At 72.4% G+C, this 17,757-nt stretch carries 17 protein-coding genes; 11 read left to right on the top strand and 6 right to left on the bottom strand.

Annotation, left to right across the window (positions count from 1 at the left end; translation table 11 throughout):
- Window positions 1-119 precede the first annotated feature (119 nt).
- The 11 genes from glmU to ACFMQL_RS09515 all read left to right on the top strand — a co-directional run bounded on the left by glmU (window position 120) and on the right by ACFMQL_RS09515 (window position 11,145).
- Entirely contained in the window at window positions 120-1,571 is a 1,452-nt protein-coding gene (gene glmU, locus ACFMQL_RS09565) for a bifunctional UDP-N-acetylglucosamine diphosphorylase/glucosamine-1-phosphate N-acetyltransferase GlmU (protein WP_364069603.1), read from the top strand.
- A 5-nt stretch (window positions 1,572-1,576) separates the two neighbouring features.
- A complete protein-coding gene (locus ACFMQL_RS09560) occupies window positions 1,577-2,545 on the top strand; it encodes a ribose-phosphate diphosphokinase (protein ID WP_378790147.1) in 969 nt (322 codons plus the stop codon).
- A gap of 99 nt (window positions 2,546-2,644) precedes the next feature.
- Entirely contained in the window at window positions 2,645-3,253 is a 609-nt protein-coding gene (locus ACFMQL_RS09555) for a 50S ribosomal protein L25/general stress protein Ctc (protein WP_364069607.1), read from the top strand.
- A gap of 67 nt (window positions 3,254-3,320) precedes the next feature.
- Window positions 3,321-3,905: an aminoacyl-tRNA hydrolase gene (pth, locus tag ACFMQL_RS09550; RefSeq protein WP_378785279.1), complete on the top strand. Its 585-nt coding sequence runs from the start codon at window positions 3,321-3,323 to the stop codon at window positions 3,903-3,905.
- A gap of 109 nt (window positions 3,906-4,014) precedes the next feature.
- Complete coding sequence (locus ACFMQL_RS09545; protein WP_364069611.1) at window positions 4,015-5,454, top strand: sugar transferase; 1,440 nt, start codon at window positions 4,015-4,017, stop codon at window positions 5,452-5,454.
- Window positions 5,454-6,251, top strand: a complete 798-nt coding sequence (locus ACFMQL_RS09540) for a 3'(2'),5'-bisphosphate nucleotidase CysQ (RefSeq protein ID WP_364069613.1) — start codon at window positions 5,454-5,456, stop codon at window positions 6,249-6,251. The genes ACFMQL_RS09545 and ACFMQL_RS09540 overlap by 1 nt, the downstream gene beginning before the upstream one ends.
- A gap of 19 nt (window positions 6,252-6,270) precedes the next feature.
- Window positions 6,271-7,185: a sulfate adenylyltransferase subunit CysD gene (cysD, locus tag ACFMQL_RS09535; RefSeq protein WP_364069615.1), complete on the top strand. Its 915-nt coding sequence runs from the start codon at window positions 6,271-6,273 to the stop codon at window positions 7,183-7,185.
- Window positions 7,185-8,450, top strand: a complete 1,266-nt coding sequence (gene cysN, locus ACFMQL_RS09530) for a sulfate adenylyltransferase subunit CysN (RefSeq protein WP_364069617.1) — start codon at window positions 7,185-7,187, stop codon at window positions 8,448-8,450. Before cysD ends, cysN begins: the two co-directional genes overlap by 1 nt.
- 87 nt (window positions 8,451-8,537) lie before the next feature.
- Complete coding sequence (locus ACFMQL_RS09525) at window positions 8,538-9,428, top strand: sulfotransferase (RefSeq protein WP_364069619.1); 891 nt, start codon at window positions 8,538-8,540, stop codon at window positions 9,426-9,428.
- Window positions 9,425-10,327 carry a glycosyltransferase family 2 protein gene (locus ACFMQL_RS09520; RefSeq protein ID WP_378785275.1) on the top strand — a complete coding sequence of 301 codons (903 nt, stop codon included), beginning with the start codon at window positions 9,425-9,427 and terminating at the stop codon, window positions 10,325-10,327. Before ACFMQL_RS09525 ends, ACFMQL_RS09520 begins: the two co-directional genes overlap by 4 nt.
- Complete coding sequence (locus ACFMQL_RS09515) at window positions 10,324-11,145, top strand: WecB/TagA/CpsF family glycosyltransferase (RefSeq protein ID WP_364069623.1); 822 nt, start codon at window positions 10,324-10,326, stop codon at window positions 11,143-11,145. The genes ACFMQL_RS09520 and ACFMQL_RS09515 overlap by 4 nt, the downstream gene beginning before the upstream one ends.
- A gap of 29 nt (window positions 11,146-11,174) precedes the next feature.
- Here ACFMQL_RS09515 and ACFMQL_RS09510 read toward each other — a convergent pair whose 3' ends face one another.
- The 6 genes from ACFMQL_RS09510 to ACFMQL_RS09485 are packed head-to-tail and all read right to left on the bottom strand — an operon-like array spanning window position 11,175 to window position 17,616.
- Entirely contained in the window at window positions 11,175-12,056 is an 882-nt protein-coding gene (locus ACFMQL_RS09510; protein ID WP_364069625.1) for a sulfotransferase, read from the bottom strand.
- On the bottom strand, window positions 12,053-13,309 hold the full coding sequence (locus ACFMQL_RS09505) for a lipopolysaccharide biosynthesis protein (protein ID WP_364069627.1): 1,257 nt from the start codon (window positions 13,307-13,309) through the stop codon (window positions 12,053-12,055). Before ACFMQL_RS09505 ends, ACFMQL_RS09510 begins: the two co-directional genes overlap by 4 nt.
- A complete protein-coding gene (locus ACFMQL_RS09500) occupies window positions 13,297-14,151 on the bottom strand; it encodes a sulfotransferase domain-containing protein (protein WP_378785272.1) in 855 nt (284 codons plus the stop codon). Before ACFMQL_RS09500 ends, ACFMQL_RS09505 begins: the two co-directional genes overlap by 13 nt.
- Window positions 14,148-15,044, bottom strand: a complete 897-nt coding sequence (locus ACFMQL_RS09495; RefSeq protein ID WP_364069631.1) for a hypothetical protein — start codon at window positions 15,042-15,044, stop codon at window positions 14,148-14,150. The genes ACFMQL_RS09500 and ACFMQL_RS09495 overlap by 4 nt, the downstream gene beginning before the upstream one ends.
- A complete protein-coding gene (locus ACFMQL_RS09490) occupies window positions 15,041-16,327 on the bottom strand; it encodes a hypothetical protein (RefSeq protein WP_364069633.1) in 1,287 nt (428 codons plus the stop codon). The genes ACFMQL_RS09495 and ACFMQL_RS09490 overlap by 4 nt, the downstream gene beginning before the upstream one ends.
- Window positions 16,324-17,616, bottom strand: coding sequence for a Wzz/FepE/Etk N-terminal domain-containing protein (locus ACFMQL_RS09485; RefSeq protein ID WP_378785269.1), 1,293 nt, complete (start codon window positions 17,614-17,616; stop codon window positions 16,324-16,326). The genes ACFMQL_RS09490 and ACFMQL_RS09485 overlap by 4 nt, the downstream gene beginning before the upstream one ends.
- Window positions 17,617-17,757: the final 141 nt, after the last annotated feature.

Below are 17,757 nucleotides of genomic sequence, written 5' to 3'. Positions count from 1 at the left end.
GAAAGTTCGGGGGGAGGCCAGGTATCCTCACGGTGTCGGGAGGGTAGCTGCACAATGTGCAGCGGTGCGGATGTCGTACCGAATGCCCTGATCTGTCCAGTCACAGGGAGCCTCAGTCCGTGAGTGTGCCGCGCCCGGCAGCCGTCATCGTCCTCGCCGCCGGCGAGGGCACCCGGATGAAGAGCCAGACCCCGAAAGTCCTGCACGAGCTGTGCGGCCGTGCGCTGGTCGACCACATGCTCGCCGCCGCCCGCGACCTTGAGCCCGAGCAGCTCATCGTGGTGATCGGCCACGCGCTCGAGCGGGTCGGCGGCCACCTGGCCGCCACCAGCCCCGACGCGCGCACCGTCGTCCAGCGCGAGCAGCGCGGCACCGGCCACGCCGTGCGCACGGTGCTCGAAGAGATCGGCACGATCTCCGGCACCGTCCTCGTCACCTACGGCGACGTGCCGCTGCTGCGCACCCAGACCCTCGCCGGGCTGCTCGACCGGCACGCCGCCGAGAACAACGCGGTCACCGTGCTGACCGCCGAAGTGCCCGACCCGACCGGATACGGCCGGATCATCCGCGACGAGAGCGGCGCCGTCCTGGAGATCGTCGAAGAGAAGGACGCGACTCCGGAGCAGCGCGCGATCAAGGAGATGAACTCCGGCATCTACGCCTTCGACGGCCTGCTGCTCGCCGACGCCGTCAAGCGCGTCTCCACCGACAACGCCCAGGGCGAGGAGTACCTCACCGACGTCCTCGCCATCCTGCGCCGCGACGGCCACCGGGTGGGCGCGTGCGTCGCCGCCGACCATGTCGAGGTCGAAGGCGTCAACGACCGCGTGCAGCTCGCCGCCGCCCGCAAGATCCTTAACCGGCGCCTGCTGGAGCAGCACATGCGCGCCGGCGTCACGATCATCGACCCCGACAGCACCTGGATCGACGTCGGCGTCCGCATCGAGCCCGACGCGGTCGTGCACCCCGGCACCCAGCTTCACGGCGAGACCGTCATCAAGACCGGCGCCGAGGTCGGGCCGGGCACCACGCTCACCTCGACCGTCGTCGGCGAGGGCGCGGTGGTGCGCAACGCGGTCTGCGACCACGCCGAGATCGGCCCGGAGGCCAGCGTCGGCCCCTACGCCTACCTGCGCCCCGGCACCGTGCTCGGGCGCAAGTCCAAGGCGGGCACCTTCGTCGAGATGAAGAACACCAAGGTCGGCGAACGCTCCAAGGTGCCGCACCTGTCCTACGCGGGGGACGCCACCATCGGCAACGACGCCAACATCGGCGCCTCCACGGTCTTCGTCAACTACGACGGCGTCGAAAAGCACCGCACCACGGTGGGCGACGGCGCCTTCGTCGGTTGCGACACCATGCTCGTCGCCCCGGTGACAGTCCACGACGGCGCCTACACGGCGGCCGGCTCGACCATCGTCGACGACGTACCCCCCGGCGCCATCGGCGTGGCGCGTGCGCGGCAGCGCAACATCGAGAAATGGGTCTTGCGCAGGCGCGCGGGCACGAAGTCGGCGGCGGCCGCCCAGCGGGCGCTGGCCGAGCGAGAGCAGCAGGAGAGCACGAAGTGACCAGCATGAAGCAGCCCGGGGAGAAGAACCTCATGCTCTTCTCCGGGCGAGCACACCCCGAGCTGGCAGAGGAGGTCGCCAAGCACGTCGGCGTCTCCCTCACCCCCACCAAACTCATCGACTTCGCCAACGGCGAGATCTACGCCCGCTACCTGGAGTCCGTGCGCGGCTGTGACGCCTTCGTCATCCAGAGCCACACCACGCCCATCAACAAGTGGATCATGGAACAGCTGATCATGGTCGACGCGCTCAAGCGGGCATCCGCCAAGCGCATCACCGTGGTCATGCCGTTCTTCGGCTACTCCAGGCAGGACAAGAAGGGCCGCGGCCGCGAGCCCATCACCGCCCGGCTCATCGCCGACCTGTTCAAGACCGCGGGCGCCGACCGGCTCATGTCGATCGACCTGCACACCTCGCAGATCCAGGGCTTCTTCGACGGCCCGGTCGACCACCTGTTCGCCATGCCGGTCCTGGAGAGCTACCTCAAGAACAAGCTCGACCTCGCCAACACCACCGTCGTCTCGCCCGACACCGGCCGCGTGCGCCTGTCGGAGCGCTGGGCCGACACGCTCGGCACGCCGCTCGCGTTCATCCACAAGCGGCGCGACCTCGACGTCGCCAACTCGGTGAAGGTCAACGAGGTCGTCGGCAAGGTGCGCGGGCGCACCTGCGTGCTCATCGACGACATGATCGACACCGCCGGCACCATCTGCAAGGCGGCCGACGCCCTCTACGAGCAGGGCGCCACCAACGTCATCGTGGCGGCCACCCACGCGGTCTTCTCCGACCCGGCCGTCGACCGGCTGAAGAACTCCCGCATCTCCGAGGTCATCGTCACCAACACGCTGCCGCTGACGCAGGAGAGCCGCTTCGACAAGCTCACCGTGCTGTCGATCGCGCCGCTGATCGCGCGGGCGATCACCGAGATCTTCCAGGACGGCTCGGTCACGAGCCTGTTCGAGGGAGACACCTGAGCCCCTTAGACTGAACAGGTTGCGCTCGTAACGCCTTCCGCTAGGGCGGGTGAGGGGGAGCGCGATGAACCGTCCACATCTACATCCCTAGGAGATGTCGTGTCTGAAGTACGTATCGCCGCCGAACAGCGCACCACGTTCGGCAAGGGCGCCGCTCGCAAGATCCGCCGCGCCGACAAGGTGCCCGCCGTTCTCTACGGGCACGGCATCGAGCCCAAGCACCTCACGCTCCCCGGCCACGAGGTCCTGCTCGCCCTGCGCACGCCCAACGTGCTGATCCACCTCAAGGGCGACGGCGTCGACGAGCTGGCGCTGCCCAAGGGCGTCCAGCGCGACCCGATCAAGGGCTTCGTCGAGCACGTCGACCTGCTGCTGGTCCGCCGCGGCGAGAAGGTCACCGTCGAGATCCCGGTCACCCCGGTCGGCGACGTCCACTCCGACGGCCTGCTGGAGCAGCAGGTGACCACCATCGCCGTCGAGACCGAGGCCACCCACATCCCGACCGGCGTCGAGGTCGACGTCGAGGGCCTGGAGGTCGGCACCTCCATCACCGCCGGCCAGCTCAAGCTGCCGCAGGGCACCTCGCTGGCCGCCGACGCCGAGACCATCGTGCTGCAGGTCATCGCCAAGCCGGTCGAGGCGCCCGCCGAGGGCGAGGAGGCCGCCGAGGGCGAGGGCGAGGCCGCGGAGGCTCCCGCCGCCGAGTGAGCGACGGGTTCATTCGTGAACGGGGCGGCCGGACTCGAGCCGTCCCGTTCCGCTATGAGGGGACTTCATGGATCGCTGGCTGATCGCCGGGTTGGGCAATCCGGGGCCCGAATACGCGGGCAACCGGCACAACGCGGGCTTCATGGTGCTCGACGAGCTGGCCGCCAGGGCGGGCGGGCGGTTCAAGGCGCACAAGAGCAGGGCCTCGGTGTGCGAGACGCGGGCCGCCGTGCTCGCCAAGCCCCTGACGTACATGAACCTGTCCGGCGGGCCCGTCAAGGCGCTGTGCGACTTCTACAAGATCGGCCCCGAGCGGCTCATCGTCGTGCACGACGAGCTCGACGTGCCCTACGGCGCGCTGCGCGCCAAGCTGGGCGGCGGCGACAACGGCCACAACGGGCTCAAGTCCATCACCAAGGCCCTCGGCACCCGCGACTACCTTCGGGTCCGCTTCGGCATCGGGCGACCGCCCGGCCGCATGGACCCGGCCTCCTACGTGCTCAGAGACTTCGCCACCGCTGAGCGCAAGGACCTGCCGTTCCTCGTCGACCGGGCGGCCGACGTGGTCGAGTCGCTGATGACCCGCGGCCTGGAGGCCACCCAGAACGACTTCCACCGGGCTGATCTCCACATTTCCGGCCCTCCTCGCTGATCCCCGCATAGCTTCGTTCCGCCGAATGCCGGGACGCGGCGCGGCTACGATCGGTCACTGTCCGTTCAGGAGTGGTCACCTGGAGGCACGCGTGCGCGGTGAGGGGCTCATGGCTGTGAGGACCGGCCATGGGGGCTGCTGGGGGAAGGCAGCACCGCGCACGCGCTCCTGGGTGCGCACATATCGGTTGCAGGCCGTGCTGGGTGATCTGTGCGCGGCCGGCGTGGGCGCCTGCGCCGCGTTCGCCGTCAGGTTCGGCTGGCCCACCCCTTACGTCCTTCCCTATCTGCTGGTCAGCCTCGTGCTGCCGGTCGTGTGGTGCGGGGCGGTGGCGCTCAACCGCGCGTACGAGCCGCGCATGCTCGGCGACGGCCCCGAGGAGTTCCGCCGCGTCGCCCAGGCCGGCCTGGCGCTCACCGCGGCCACCGCCATCGGCTCCTACCTCACCAAGACCGACGTCGCCCGCGGCTACGTCGTGCTCGCGCTGCCCCTGGTCACCCTCCTCACCCTCACCGTCCGCTACGCGCTGCGCCGCAACCTGCACCGGCGCAGGGCCGCCGGGCGGTGCATGCGCCGGGTGATCGCCGTCGGCCACGCCGCCTCCGTCGCCGAGCTGGTCGGCCTCTTCCGCAGGGAACGCCACCACGGCATGGAGGTCGTCGCCGCCTGCCTGCCGGGCGGGCATCAAGGACAGAGCGTCGCGGGCGTGACCGTGGCCGGCGACCTCAGCGACGTGCCGCTCGCCGTCGAGCAGCACGACGCGGACACCGTGGCCGTGCTGGCCTGCCCCGAGATGGACGGCCAGGCGCTGCGCCGGCTGGCCTGGCGGCTGGAGCGCACGCTCACCGAGCTGGTCGTCGCCCCCGCGCTGATGGACGTCGCGGGCCCGCGCACCATGATCAGGCCGGTCGCCGGCATGCCGCTGCTGCACGTCGAGCACCCCGAGCTGGCCGGCGCGCGGCAGCTCGTCAAGAACGTCTTCGACCGCGTGGTGGCCGCCGCGCTGCTGGTGCTGCTCGCGCCGTTCATGGCCGGGCTCGCGGTGGCCGTACGCGCGACGAGCCCCGGGCCCGCGCTGTTCCGCCAGACCCGGGTGGGCAGGGACGGCAGGCTCTTCACGATCCTGAAGTTCCGCACCATGCGGCGCGGCTCGGAGCAGCAGAAGGTCACGCTCGTCAGCGACCGCGACGGCGTGCTGTTCAAGATCAGGAACGACCCGCGGGTCACGCCGCTCGGCGCGTTCATGCGCCGCCATTCGCTTGATGAGCTGCCGCAGCTCATCAACGTCGTGCTCGGACACATGTCGCTCGTCGGGCCGCGCCCGCCGCTGCCCGAAGAGGTGGCGCGTTACGGTGACGATGTGCGCAGACGACTCCTCGTACGCCCTGGGCTGACCGGGCTGTGGCAGGTCAGTGGCAGATCTGACCTATCGTGGGAGGAATCCGTCCGTCTCGACCTACGTTACGTGGAGAACTGGTCCCTCACTCTGGACCTCCAGATCCTGTGGAAGACTTGGTCGGCCGTCGCCCGCGGGCAAGGAGCTTATTGATGACGATTCGCGACGACCACGCCCTCGCCGCAGACCTGGCGACCGAGGCAGGAGCGCGGCTGCTGAAGGTCCGCGAGCGGCTGGGGTACGACGACCCGGCCGCGCTGCGCGCCGAGGGCGACCGATCCTCCCACCTGTTTCTCATGGAGAGCCTGGCGCGGCTGCGCCCGAGCGACAGCGTGCTGTCGGAGGAGGCCACCCGCGAGGAGCGGCTCGACCCGCGCAGGCTGAGCGCCGAGCGGGTGTGGATCATCGACCCGCTCGACGGCACCAGGGAGTTCTCCGAGCGCCTGACCCCTGGCGGTGAAGGCCGCAGCGACTGGGCGGTGCACGTGGCGCTGTGGGAGCGCGGGCGGCTCACCGCCGGGGCCGTGGCGCTGCCGGCCCAGGGCCGTACGCTGACGACCGCCGACCCGCCCAAGCCGCCCGCCTACGACCCCGCCTATGACAACAAGGGGCGCTTCCGCATCGCGGTGAGCCGCAGCAGGCCGCCCGAGTTCGTCCAGAAGCTGGCCTACCTCGTGGGCGCCGACCTGGTGCCGATCGGCTCGGCCGGGGCCAAGATCTCGGCGGTGCTGACCGGCGAGGTCGAGGCGTACGTCCACGCCGGCGGCCAGTACGAGTGGGACTCAGCCGCGCCGGTCGCGGTCGCGCTCGCCGCAGGAGCCCACGCCAGCCGCATCGACGGCTCGCAGCTGACCTACAACCAAGCCGATCCGTCCCTACCGGATATCCTGGTTTCCCTACCGGAGCTGGCGACATCCCTGCTCGCCGGCATCCGTGACCTGCACCGCTGACCCGCCGGAGGAAGCTTCCATGCTCCAGCGCGACTACACGACGTCGCAGCTCGACGTGCTCGAGGCCGAGGCCATCCACATTATGCGCGAGGTGGCCGCCGAGTTCGAGCGGCCGTGTCTGCTCTTCTCCGGCGGCAAAGACTCGATCGTCATGCTCCGCATCGCCGAGAAGGCGTTCTGGCCCGCGCCGATTCCGTTCCCGCTGATGCACGTCGACACGGGGCACAACTTCGAGGAGGTCATCGAGTTCCGCGACCGGCGCGCGGCCGAGCTGGGCGCCCGGCTGATCGTCGCCAGCGTCCAGGACTCCATCGACGCCGGCCGCGTCGTCGAGGACACCGGCAAGCGCGCCTCGCGCAACCGGCTGCAGACCACGACGCTGCTCGACGCGATCGAGGAGCACGAGTTCGACGCGGTCTTCGGCGGCGCCAGGCGCGACGAGGAGAAGGCGCGCGCCAAGGAGCGGGTGTTCTCCTTCCGCGACGACTTCGGACAGTGGGACCCGAAGAACCAGCGCCCCGAGCTGTGGAACCTCTACAACGCCCGCATCCGCAAGGGCGAGCACATCCGGGTCTTCCCGCTGTCCAACTGGACCGAGCTCGACGTCTGGGACTACATCCGGCGTGAGGGCATCGAGATCCCGTCCATCTACTTCGCCCATACCCGCAAGGTCTTCGAGCGCGACGGCATGCTGCTGCCCGACTCCGATGTGGTGCCGCGCGGCGACGACGAGCCGCTGTTCGAGGCGGTGGTGCGCTACCGCACGGTGGGCGACATGACCTGCACCGGCGCCGTGCAGTCCACGGCCAGCACGGTCGAAGAGATCATCCAGGAGATCGCGGCCACCCGCATCACCGAGCGGGGGGCCACGCGGGCCGACGACCGCTCGTCCGAGGCCGCCATGGAGGACCGCAAGCGAGAGGGCTACTTCTGATGGACATTCTGCGCTTTGCCACCGCGGGAAGCGTCGATGACGGCAAGTCCACCCTCATCGGGCGGTTGTTGTACGACTCCAAGGCGATCTTCGAGGACCAGCTCGAGGCGGTCGAGCGGACCTCGCGCGACCGGGGCACCGAGTACACCGACCTGTCGCTGCTGACCGACGGCCTGCGGGCCGAGCGGGAGCAGGGCATCACGATCGACGTGGCGTACCGGTACTTCGCGACCCCGCGCAGGAAGTTCATCATCGCCGACACGCCGGGGCACATCCAGTACACCCGCAACATGGTGACCGGCGCCTCCACGGCCGACCTCGCCATCATCCTCATCGACGCGCGCAAGGGCGTGCTGGAGCAGTCGCGGCGGCACGCGTTCCTGACCTCGCTGCTGCGCGTGCCGCACCTGGTGCTCGCGGTCAACAAGATGGACCTGGTCGACTACTCCCAGGAGCGCTTCGAGGAGATCCGCGAGGAGTTCACCGCGTTCGCCTCCAAGCTCAACGTCTCCGACCTGACGTTCATCCCGATCTCGGCGCTCAACGGCGACAACGTCGTGTCGCGGTCGGAGAACATGCCGTGGTACGCCGGCACGTCGCTGCTGCACCACCTGGAGAACGTCCACATCGCCTCCGACCGCAACCTGACCGACGTGCGCTTCCCCGTGCAGTACGTCATCAGGCCGCAGCGCGCCACCGACCCGGCCTTCCACGACTACCGCGGCTACGCGGGCCAGGTGGCGGGCGGCGTGCTCAAGCCGGGCGACGAGGTGGTGCACCTGCCGTCGGGCCTGACCACCCGCATCGCGTCGATCGACACCTACGACGGGCCGGTCGAAGAGGCGTTCCCGCCCATGTCGGTGACGCTGCGCTTCGAGGACGACCTCGACATCTCGCGCGGCGACATGATCGCCAGGCCCAACAACCAGCCCAGGGTGGCCCAGGAGCTGGAGGCGATGGTCTGCTGGATGGCCGACGGCACCAAGCTCACGCCGCGCTCCAAGCTGACCATCAAGCACACCACCAGGACCGCCCGCGCGCTGGTGCGCGACCTGCACTACCGGCTCGACATCAACACGCTGCACCGCGACGAGGAGGCGACCGCGCTCGGCCTCAACGAGATCGGCCGCGTCTCGCTGCGGATCACCCAGCCGCTGTTCGTCGACGATTACGCGCGCAACCGGCTGACCGGTGGATTCATCCTGATCGACGAGGCCACCAACGGCACCGTCGGCGCCGGGATGATCATCGACTCGTCCAGGTAGATCTTTAAGCGTTCCTTGATCTGACGATTACGGTCCGCGCTATGGTCGTCGCGTTCGGTGTTCGACGACGCGAAAGCCCCTCGTTCCGTGACAGATCGCGCTACTCCCCAGGTCGTCTACCTGGGCGGCCTGGGCCGCAGCGGCACCACTCTGCTGGAGAGGCTCCTCGGAGAGCTTCCCGGAGTGGTGGCGCTGGGTGAGGTGGTGCACCTGTGGGAGCGAGGGGTGCTCGCGGGGGAGCCGTGCGGGTGCGGCACGGCCTTCCCCGCCTGTCCCTTCTGGCGGCAGGTGGGGGAGCGCGCCTTCGGCGGCTGGTCCCGTCCGCTGGCCGAGCGCGTGCTGGCCCTGCGCGCGCGCATCGACCGCACCCGTAGGATCCCCCGCATCGGCCATCCCGACCTGGCCGAATACACCCGCGCCTACCTGCGGCTCTACTCCGCCGCCGGCGCACCTGTGGTGATCGACTCCAGCAAGCACGCCTCGCTGGCCTGCTGCCTCGTGGCAAGCGGGGCCGACGTCCACGTCGTGCACGTGGTCCGCGACCCGCGCGCCGTCGCCCACTCCTGGAGCAGGACCGTCCACCGGCCGGAGAACGGCCGGCCGATGACCCGGTGGAGCCCCGCCCGCACGGCCGTCCACTGGTCGGCACAGAACGCCGCGATCGAGCTGCTCGCCGCACGCGGGGCGCGCGTCACCAGAATCCGGTACGAAGACCTGCTCGCCGCCCCGGGCCCCGCCCTGGCCGCGCTGGCCCGCGGCCTCGGCCTGCCCGAGCCCGACTTCCTCGACGGCCGCACGGCCTGGCTGAGCCCATCGCACACGGCGTCGGGCAACCCCATGCGCTTCCGCGTCGGGCCGGTGGAGCTGCGGCGTGACGACTCCTGGCGTTCGGCGCTGCCCGGCGGCGACCGCCGGCTGGTCGCCGCACTCACCTGGCCCCTGCGCGCCCGTTACGGCTATCGGGGCGTGGCCGCGTGAGCGCGGCGCCGTCGGTCGGGGTGGTCATCCCGACCCGTGGTGACCGTCCAGGGCAGCTGCGCGAGGCCGTGGAGGCCGTGCTCACCCAGCGGTACGCCGGGCCGCTCGAGGTGGTCGTGGTCGCCGACGGCGGCCCCGCACTCGCCCGCGAGGCGGCGCGGTCGCTCGACGGCCTGCCGTTACGGGTGCTGCCCAACACCCGCACCCCCGGGCTGCCCGGCGCGCGCAACACCGGCATCGGCGCCTGCGCCACCGAGCTGATCGCGTTCTGCGACGACGACGACGTGTGGCGGCCCGGCAAGCTCGCCGCACAGGCCGAGGCGCTGGAGCGGGCCGGGGGCGAGTTCGCGAGCTGCGCGATCGAGGTCGAGCACGGCGGCCGCCGCGTCGTCCGGCTGGCCGGCTCCGACACGGTGACCGCCGCCGACCTGACCCGCTCGCGCATGATGATGGTGCACTCATCGACGTTCCTGTTCCGGCGTGGCGCGCTCCGCCCCGACGAGAGCGCCCCCGCCGGGCAGAACGAAGACTGGGACCTGGCCCTGCGCGCCGCCAAGCGGCGGCCTCTCGTCCACATCGACCGCCCGCTCGTGCTGGTGCGCTGGGCCAGGTCCCACTACGCGGCCCGCTGGGCCGACCGCATTGCCGGGCTTGAGTGGATGCTCGCCCGGCATCCCGAACTGGCCGTGGACCCGTGCGGCGCGGCGCGGGTCTACGGCCAGCTCGCCTTCAGCCACGCGGCGCTGGGGCAGCGGCGGGCGGCCCTGCGGTGGGCCGCTCGCACCGTCACCACCCGCCCCCTGGAGCCGCGCGGCGCGATCGCCGCCGCCGTGGCGGCCGGTCTGATCCCGGCCTCCGCCGTGCTGTCGGCGCTGCAGCGGCGGGGACACGGCATATGACCGCGCCCACCACCGTCCTGCCCCTCTCGCCCCCGGGGAGGGTGCGCGTCGGCGGCGTCGAGATGGACGCCGTACGCGAGGAGGACGTGCTGCGGCGGGTCGCGGCGGCGCTGGAGGCCGGGCGGGGCGGCCACATCGTCACCCCGAACGTTGACATCTGCCGGGCGGCGTCCGCCGACCCCGCCCTCCGGGCGCTCATCGGGTCGGCCGATCTGGTCGTCGCCGACGGCATGCCGCTGGTGTGGGCGGCCAGGCTGCTCGGCACGCCCGTGCCCGAGCGGGTCACCGGCGCCGATCTGATCTGGTCGCTCAGCGGGCTCGCCGCCGGCCGTGGCTGGCCGGTGTACCTGCTCGGCGGCGGCCCGCCCGAGGTGGCCGAGCGGGCGGCCGACCGGCTCGCCGGCGCCTGCCCCGGGCTGCGGGTGTGCGGGGCGTACGCGCCGCCGTACGGGTTCGACCGCACGCCCGAGGGCGTGGCCGAGGTGCGCGTGAAGGTGGTGGCGGCGGCGCCCCGGCTGGTGTTCGTCGGGCTCGGCTTCCCCCGGCAGGACCTCCTCATCGCCGACTTACGGCGGGAGCTGCCCGGGGCGTGGTTCCTGGGGTGCGGTGCGGCCATCGCGTTCGCGGCGGGGACCGTGGCCAGAGCGCCGCTGTGGGTGCGGCGGGCCGGGCTCGAATGGGCGTTCCGGCTCGTAAGCGAGCCCGGGCGGCTGGCGCGGCGGTACCTGGTGGACGACCTGCCGTTCGCCGCCCGGCTGCTGGGCGGCTGCCTGGCCGCCCGCCTGCGCCACCGTCGCCGGCGCCGCATGAAGGCGTGACCTCCCGGCCGGCGGCGGCCCTCAGGCCCTCAGGCGGTGAGAACGCGGACGCGTTCGGCGTCCTCGCCGGTGAGCCCCCTGGCGGGGTCGGCCAGGGCGAGCCGGGGGTCCATGCGCCGGTAGGCCGTGCGCGACAGGCCCGACCAGGCGAACGCCGCCGCCCGCCCGTCGCCGGTGCAGGCCCGCGCGATGCGCCGCTCGGCGGCGGGGGTCCAGCGCAGCCCCGCGTACGCGTACAGGTCGCGGAAGCCGGGGATCGGGTCGGCGGCCAGCGACTCGTACGAGACGAGCCTGATGCCCGGAGTGCGGCGCAGGATGCCCGTCGTGACCCGCCACAGCGCCGCCGCCTTGGCCACCCGGTCCTGCGAGCCGACCAGCTCCCGCAGCTCCAGCAGCTCGGGATGGTCGCGGACGAGCAGCGGCTGTTCGAGCAGCTCGTGGAAGTAGACGGTCCAGCCGAGCCGCTGCCAGCTCGCCACGAACGACACCGGGTCACGGACGAGCGCGATCACCCGGCAGCCCAGCCGCCGTGCGAACCACCCGGCGCTCAGCACCGCGAACGGGTCGTCCAGCAGCGCCCGCCGCCCGGTGAGCCGTCCGTAGGCGAACGCCGTGCCGTAGCGCAGCATCCGCGCCAGGTCGTACGGCGAGCGGTTCGCGCGCAGCTCGGCGAGCCACCGGTAGCGCAGGGCCGCCGTGTCGCGGAAGGCGGGCAGCCAGACACCCGCGTTGTCGTCGCAGATGTACTGGAACCGGTGCGTCACCCGGGCGGCGAGCACGCCGGGGCAGCGGCCCGGCGGGTGCTGGGGGTTGAGCGGCTCGTTGACGTAGATCAGCTCGCGTCCTGCGGCCAGCATGCGGCCCGTCCAGCTCGTGCCGCTGCGCGGCAGCCCGGTGACCAGGACCGTCATGCGGGCCGCCTCGGCAGCGGGCTGCGCAGCGCGGTCAGGGTGTGGCGGCCGAACGGGTGGAGCCGGTAGCGGCGGTGGAGCTGCCACAGCGGCAGCAGGTTCTTCACCAGCATGCCGCCCGACCAGCCGGCGACCGCGCCGAGCGCGCCGTAGGCGGGGATCAGCGCGAGGTCGAGCAGCACCGTGCAGCCGATGGCGGCCAGCAGGTTGAGCAGGCTGACGCCGGTGTGCCCGGCGGCGGTGAGCACGACGTCCACCATGCCGCAGGCGGTCGACACCATCATCGTGGCGGCGAGGACGAGCGCGATGGGGGCGGCGGCGCCGTACGCGGGGCCGAACACGCGCAGCAGCCACGGCGCGAGCCCCGCGTACGCGAGCCAGAGCGGCCAGGTGAGCACCACGAGCCACGCGGTCGCGGCCTGGTACAGCTCCCTGGCCCGCTCCCGCTCGCCGTCGGCCAGCGCCCTGACCAGCCCGGCCTGTACGGCCTGCGCGAGCCCCTGGTTGGCGAGCTGCCCGACGACCTTGACCCGGGTGGCGGCGGTGTAGACGGCGGCGGAGGCGGGCCCGGCGAGCAGCGCCACGATCACGATGTCCACCCGCTGGAAGACGGCCTGGATGGCGCCGGCGAGCGAGCGCGGCGCGGTGTGCCGCCACAGATCGAGCGCGGTCCCCGGCAGGTAGGGCGTCCACGTGACGCGCCTGCGCAGCCAGAAGGCGGCGAGCACCAGCACCGGCAGGTACGGCGCGGCCCACGCGGGCAGCAGCCACCAGCCGCCCGCCCCGGCCAGCGCGGCGGCGGAGACCAGCAGGAGCTGGCCGCCGGGCACGAGCAGCCCGTCGAGCAGCACGGTCGGCCGCAGCGCCCCGAACCCGCGCCCGGCCGCGAGCAGCACGTCGGCGGCCACCATGACGGGCAGCAGCCCGGCGGCGGGCCCGAGCTGCGGGAACAGCACGGCCGCCGCCGCCACGGCCACGACCAGGCAGGGCAGTACGGCGGCCCTGATGTAGCCGGAGACGCCGCGGTAACCGTACGACCTGGCGCGGGCGATGAAGTAGACGAGCCCGTTGCCGGCGTCGAGCTTGGCGATCCCGGCCGCCATCAGCGCCAGCGCGGTCGCGGTGAAGAACGCCCCGGCCTCCGCCGCCGGGTACGTCCTGGTCACCACCACGACGAGCACGACCTGCGCCACCGCGCCGAACGCGGCCCCCGACAGCCCGGCGAGCCCCCTGCGGACGGTCAGCGCCGCCACGAGGGCTCACCGTCCAGCCAGCGCACCAGCCGCGCGTCCCATGGCTCGAAGTGGTCGCGCAGCCGCCCGGCCAGCGTGCGCGGCACGGGACGCGGCAGCGAGCGCCGGTTGTAGCGCTCGAAGACCGGATAACCGAGGTGCGGCATGCCCAGGAACTCCAGCACCCGGTCGTAGGCGGTCTCCGGCTCGGCGAAGAAGCGGTGGCTGTCGAGCACGAGCATGCGATCGCGGCCGAACAGCGGCTCCAGCCGGTCGAGCTGGTCGGCGTAGCGCCCCCTGGCGAGGTAGGCGTGGTGGCGGTGCGAGTGGTGCAACGCGTGCGGCGAGGTGCGCAGCAGCTCCTCGGCTCCGGCCAGCCGCTCCTCCTCCAGCTCCAGCGCGCGCTCGAAGTGCGACTCGGTCTCGTAGCCTCTGGCCAGCTCGTGGGCGTGGGCAGAACAGGCCCGCTCGACGGGGTCGCGGACGAGGACGATCAGCTTCACGCCGGGCAGGTCGGCGGCGATGCGCTGCCCGGCCAGCGGATGGAACAGGTAGTACGGGGACGACTCGTACGCCTGGGGGCGGTGGCCGTACCGGTGGGTGAGCAGCGCGGCGCCCACCCGCAGCGGGAAGTGCCCCTGATACCAGGACATGCCGCGCCAGTAGGCCACGTCGAAGTAGTGCACGCCCTTGTGCAGCACGGGCTTGAGCAGCAGCGGATGCTGGGCGAGCGCGCGGTAGAGCGAGGTCGTGCCGCAGCGCTGCGCGCCCGCGATCAGGAACGACGGCAGCACGCGGGCGGCCGAGGTGAACCGTCCCGTGGTCCGCGACAGCGACAGGAGCGAGCGCTTCGTGGTCCTCACGTGAGTAGCTCCTCGTGATCGACGGCCGGGTTGAGCCACGACTGCGGCGGGCCGAGCGGCGTGTGGCCGTCGGCGGCGTGCCGGTCGGCCAGCGCGATGAGGTAACGCAGTGCGGTCCGCCTGGCCGTGGCCGCCGACAGGCCCAGGGGGGCGAGCAGGCGTACGGACTGGGCGACGCAGGCCCTGGCCGCGACCGGCGGGCGCATCCTGCGCAGGGCCCGGTGGAAGAAGTGGTGCAGCACGTCGAAGCCGAGGGGGACGCCGACCTCGTAGCGCTCCCAGTCCCACACCAGCAGCCGCCCGCCGGGGCCGCGGCTGACGTTCCACGGGGTGAGGTCGCCGTGCCAGGCGGGCCGGTCGCCGCCGGTGGCGGCGATCTCCCTGGCCGCCTCCAGCAGCAGCGGCGCGGGCACCCGGCCCCGGCGCACCGGCAGCGGCGAGAGCGCGAGCACCGACAGGCCGCGCCAGTCGCCGTGGTGCAGCACGGCCGGCACGGTGACCGTGTGAAGGGGGAGCGCGGCCAGCCTGCGCAGGACCGCCGCCTCGGCGTCGACGAGCCTGCGGGCGCGCTCGGTGTCGCCGATCTTGACGAACGCCAGCCGCCGGCCGTCCGCGCGGGCCTCCAGGATGGGCTTGCGGTTGGCCCGCCGCGCCGGGCGTACGTGCAGGACGGTCTCGACCGGGCGCTGGAAGACCTCGCCCAGGTGGTCGGCGATCGACCCCTCGACCGGCACCACCACCCGCGACCCGAGGTGCCACCAGCGGCGCGGCGCCAGCCTGCGGGGCACGGCGGGATGCGGCAGCACGGTGTACGCGCGGGGCGAGCCGGCGCCCGGATACAGCAGGCGTACGGTGTCGGCGAGATAGCCGAGCCGCACCGCGGCGTCGTTCATGACGATCCCCCAGCCGTATGCGTGTTCCTCCACAGGAGGGCGAACGAGATGAGATAGAGGCTGAGCGGCGTGACGAGCCCGTCGTAGATGAACATGTAGAGCAGCACGAAGCCCATCACGAGCACCCCGCCCAGCCCGATCGGGCTGCGGTCGCGCCAGTGGCGGCGGATCGCCCCCACGAAGAACGCGACGTACAGCGCGGCCCCCGTGAACCCCTGAGTGATGATCAGCAGCCAGAGCTGCCCGTCGCTGCCCAGCGGCGGATGCCCGCAGCCGGGGCACCAGCCGGTCTTGCCGGTGGTGATCGAGCGGTGGTTGCCGGTGGCGTTGCGGGTGTTGCCGTAACCGATCACGGGCGAGTGGGCGGCGGCGGCGAGGGTGGCGCTCACCGTGAAGGCGCGGATGTCGTTGGAGTGCGGCCGGTCGAGCCGCTGCGCGAACAGCGGCGCGAGCGGGCTCAGCAGGAACGCCAGCACGGCGGCCGCGACCGTCGCGCACAGCGCCACCCTGGTCCTGCCGCCCACCCGGACGATCAGGTAGAGCACGGCCAGCCCCAGGCCGATCCACAGGCCCCGGTTGAGCGAGTAGACGATCGGCACCGCGGCCAGGGCGACCACGACGGCCACGAAGACCTTCTGCCGCGCCCGCCCGTACACCCACCATCCGACGACGAACCACACCAGCAGCACCGACGCGTTGCTGCCCCAGGCGTTGGCCCACTCGTACGGCGCCTCCGGCCTGGGCAGCGAGAACCCGAGCACCTTCTGGGTCTGCGCGGCCGTCGGGTGGATGAGGTTCTGCACGAACGGGTTCCCCGCGATCCACTCGGGCAGCAGCCGCTCGACCGGCGAGGTGAACTCGAAACCGGGGGCGAGCACGCCGAGCAGCCCCCCGGCCACGGTGATGACGAACAATACGCCCAGCATGCGCACCAGCCGGAGCTGCGGCAGCTCGCGCTCGGTGAGGTTGCCGAGGTAGAGCACCATGATCAGGACCGCGCAGTAGAGCGCGAAGCGCATGCCGTAGCCGATCAGCCGGCCCGCGCCGAACTCGCCGTACGTGCCCGGTGGTGACTCGCCCAGCATCAGGCCGCTCACCAGGTAGCCGGCCAGGAGCAGCAGCCACAGCCCGAAGCCGCGCGGCACCTTGATCGGCCGCCGCCGCCACAGCAGCACGGCCATGGGCACGGCGAGCACCACCACCGACAGCCCGCCGAACCCCAGCGCCCACCACAGCGGGTAGCCGACCAGCAGCGCCGCTATGGGCCACGCGGGTCCGATCACGTCGATCGGCCATGACGCCGGTGCAGCGCCTGCAGTGGGCTGGTCTCGTCCTGCGCTCCCGGCCGGGCGGCGCGCAGCTCGCCGGTGGCGACGAGCTTGCCGAGCGAGGTGGGCGGGTGCGGCTCCAGCAGGGGCACGAACGACGGGACGGCGTCGGTGGCGGTCACCGCGCCGACGATCGGCACGTCGTGGTGGGCCAGGCGGCGTGCGGCGGCGGCCACGTCGCGCGAGGTGACCCGGCCGAGACCGATGAGCAGCACGGCGGCGTCGGCTCTGGACAGGTCGCGCACGTCGGTGCCGTCGAGCACGACCAGCGGCGCGCTCACCGCCAGCGGCTCGGCCAGCGACGAGGAGTACAGGTCGGCGGGCAGCGAGGTGACCAGCAGCCGCTTGCCCGGGCACGCGGCGACGAGCGCGCTCGCCAGGTCGTGCAGCACGCCGGGCCCGCGCGGGCCCGACAGGTCGCTGAGCACGGGGAGGCCGGTGAGCCGCTCGACGTCGTCGGGCGTGCGCAGGCGGGTGTCGAGGCGGTCGCGTACGTAGGCGGCGGCCACACCGGCCAGCAGGCCGAGCATGAGGCCGGTCCCGAGGTAGAGGGGCAGGCTGGGGGAGCTGGGCGCGGCGGGCGGCACGGGCCTGGTGATGATCGTGCCCGGGGTGACGGCGAGCGTGCGCAGGGCGTCGTACCTGACGGCCAGGCCGGCCGCCTGCCGGTTGAGCACGCCGTGGCGCTGCACGGCGATCGCGCGCTCCGGGCCCCTCGGCAGGGTGGCGAGCTGCCTGATCACCCGGTCGATGGAGGCGTTGACCTGCTTGAGCTTGCTCAGCACCGCCTCCTGCTGGCGGGCCATGGCGGTCAGCGCGCTCTCGCGGCGGTGTGCGAGGTACGCCTCGGCGTACGCGGAGGCGCGCGCCGCAGCGCCTTCGGGGTCGGCGGCGGTCACCGACAGCAGCAGCACCGAGGAGTTGGGCGGCACGGCCACCTCGACCGGCTCGACGGCGTCGATGCCCAGCGTGCGCGCGGCCCGCGCGGCGACCACGGCCGACTGGGCGACCTGGGCCTCGGTGTCGAGGTTGAGCGCCTCGCGGTGGCGGGCGGTCACCTGGTTGGCCTGCTCGCCGGCGCCGACGGGCAGCACGAGCACCTGTGCGGTCGCGGTGTAGGCGGGCGGGACCAGCCGCAGCAGCGCGAGCGCGGCCGTGCCGCCGACGACGACGCAGCCCACCAGGACCAGCCATCGCCTGCGCAGCAGCGAAAGGTGTGCGTCCAGGTCGGTACCGGAGCTCATGGGGGATGGTCTCCTGAATGTGTACGTTGCGTGGCCGCCTGGCGCCAGCGCGTCACCGCCGAAGTGGTGGGCCCACTATAGGGCGGCGCCTGATCACCCCGGTTCAATACTTCAAGATTTTTCCCGGATAAGCCGCCCGGG

Source organism: Nonomuraea fastidiosa, from assembly GCF_042751225.1.
Classification (GTDB): Bacteria; Actinomycetota; Actinomycetes; order Streptosporangiales; family Streptosporangiaceae; genus Nonomuraea; species Nonomuraea fastidiosa.
Note: the sequence above shows the minus strand (reverse complement) of the source record. Positions and strands in the feature narration are given on the sequence as shown.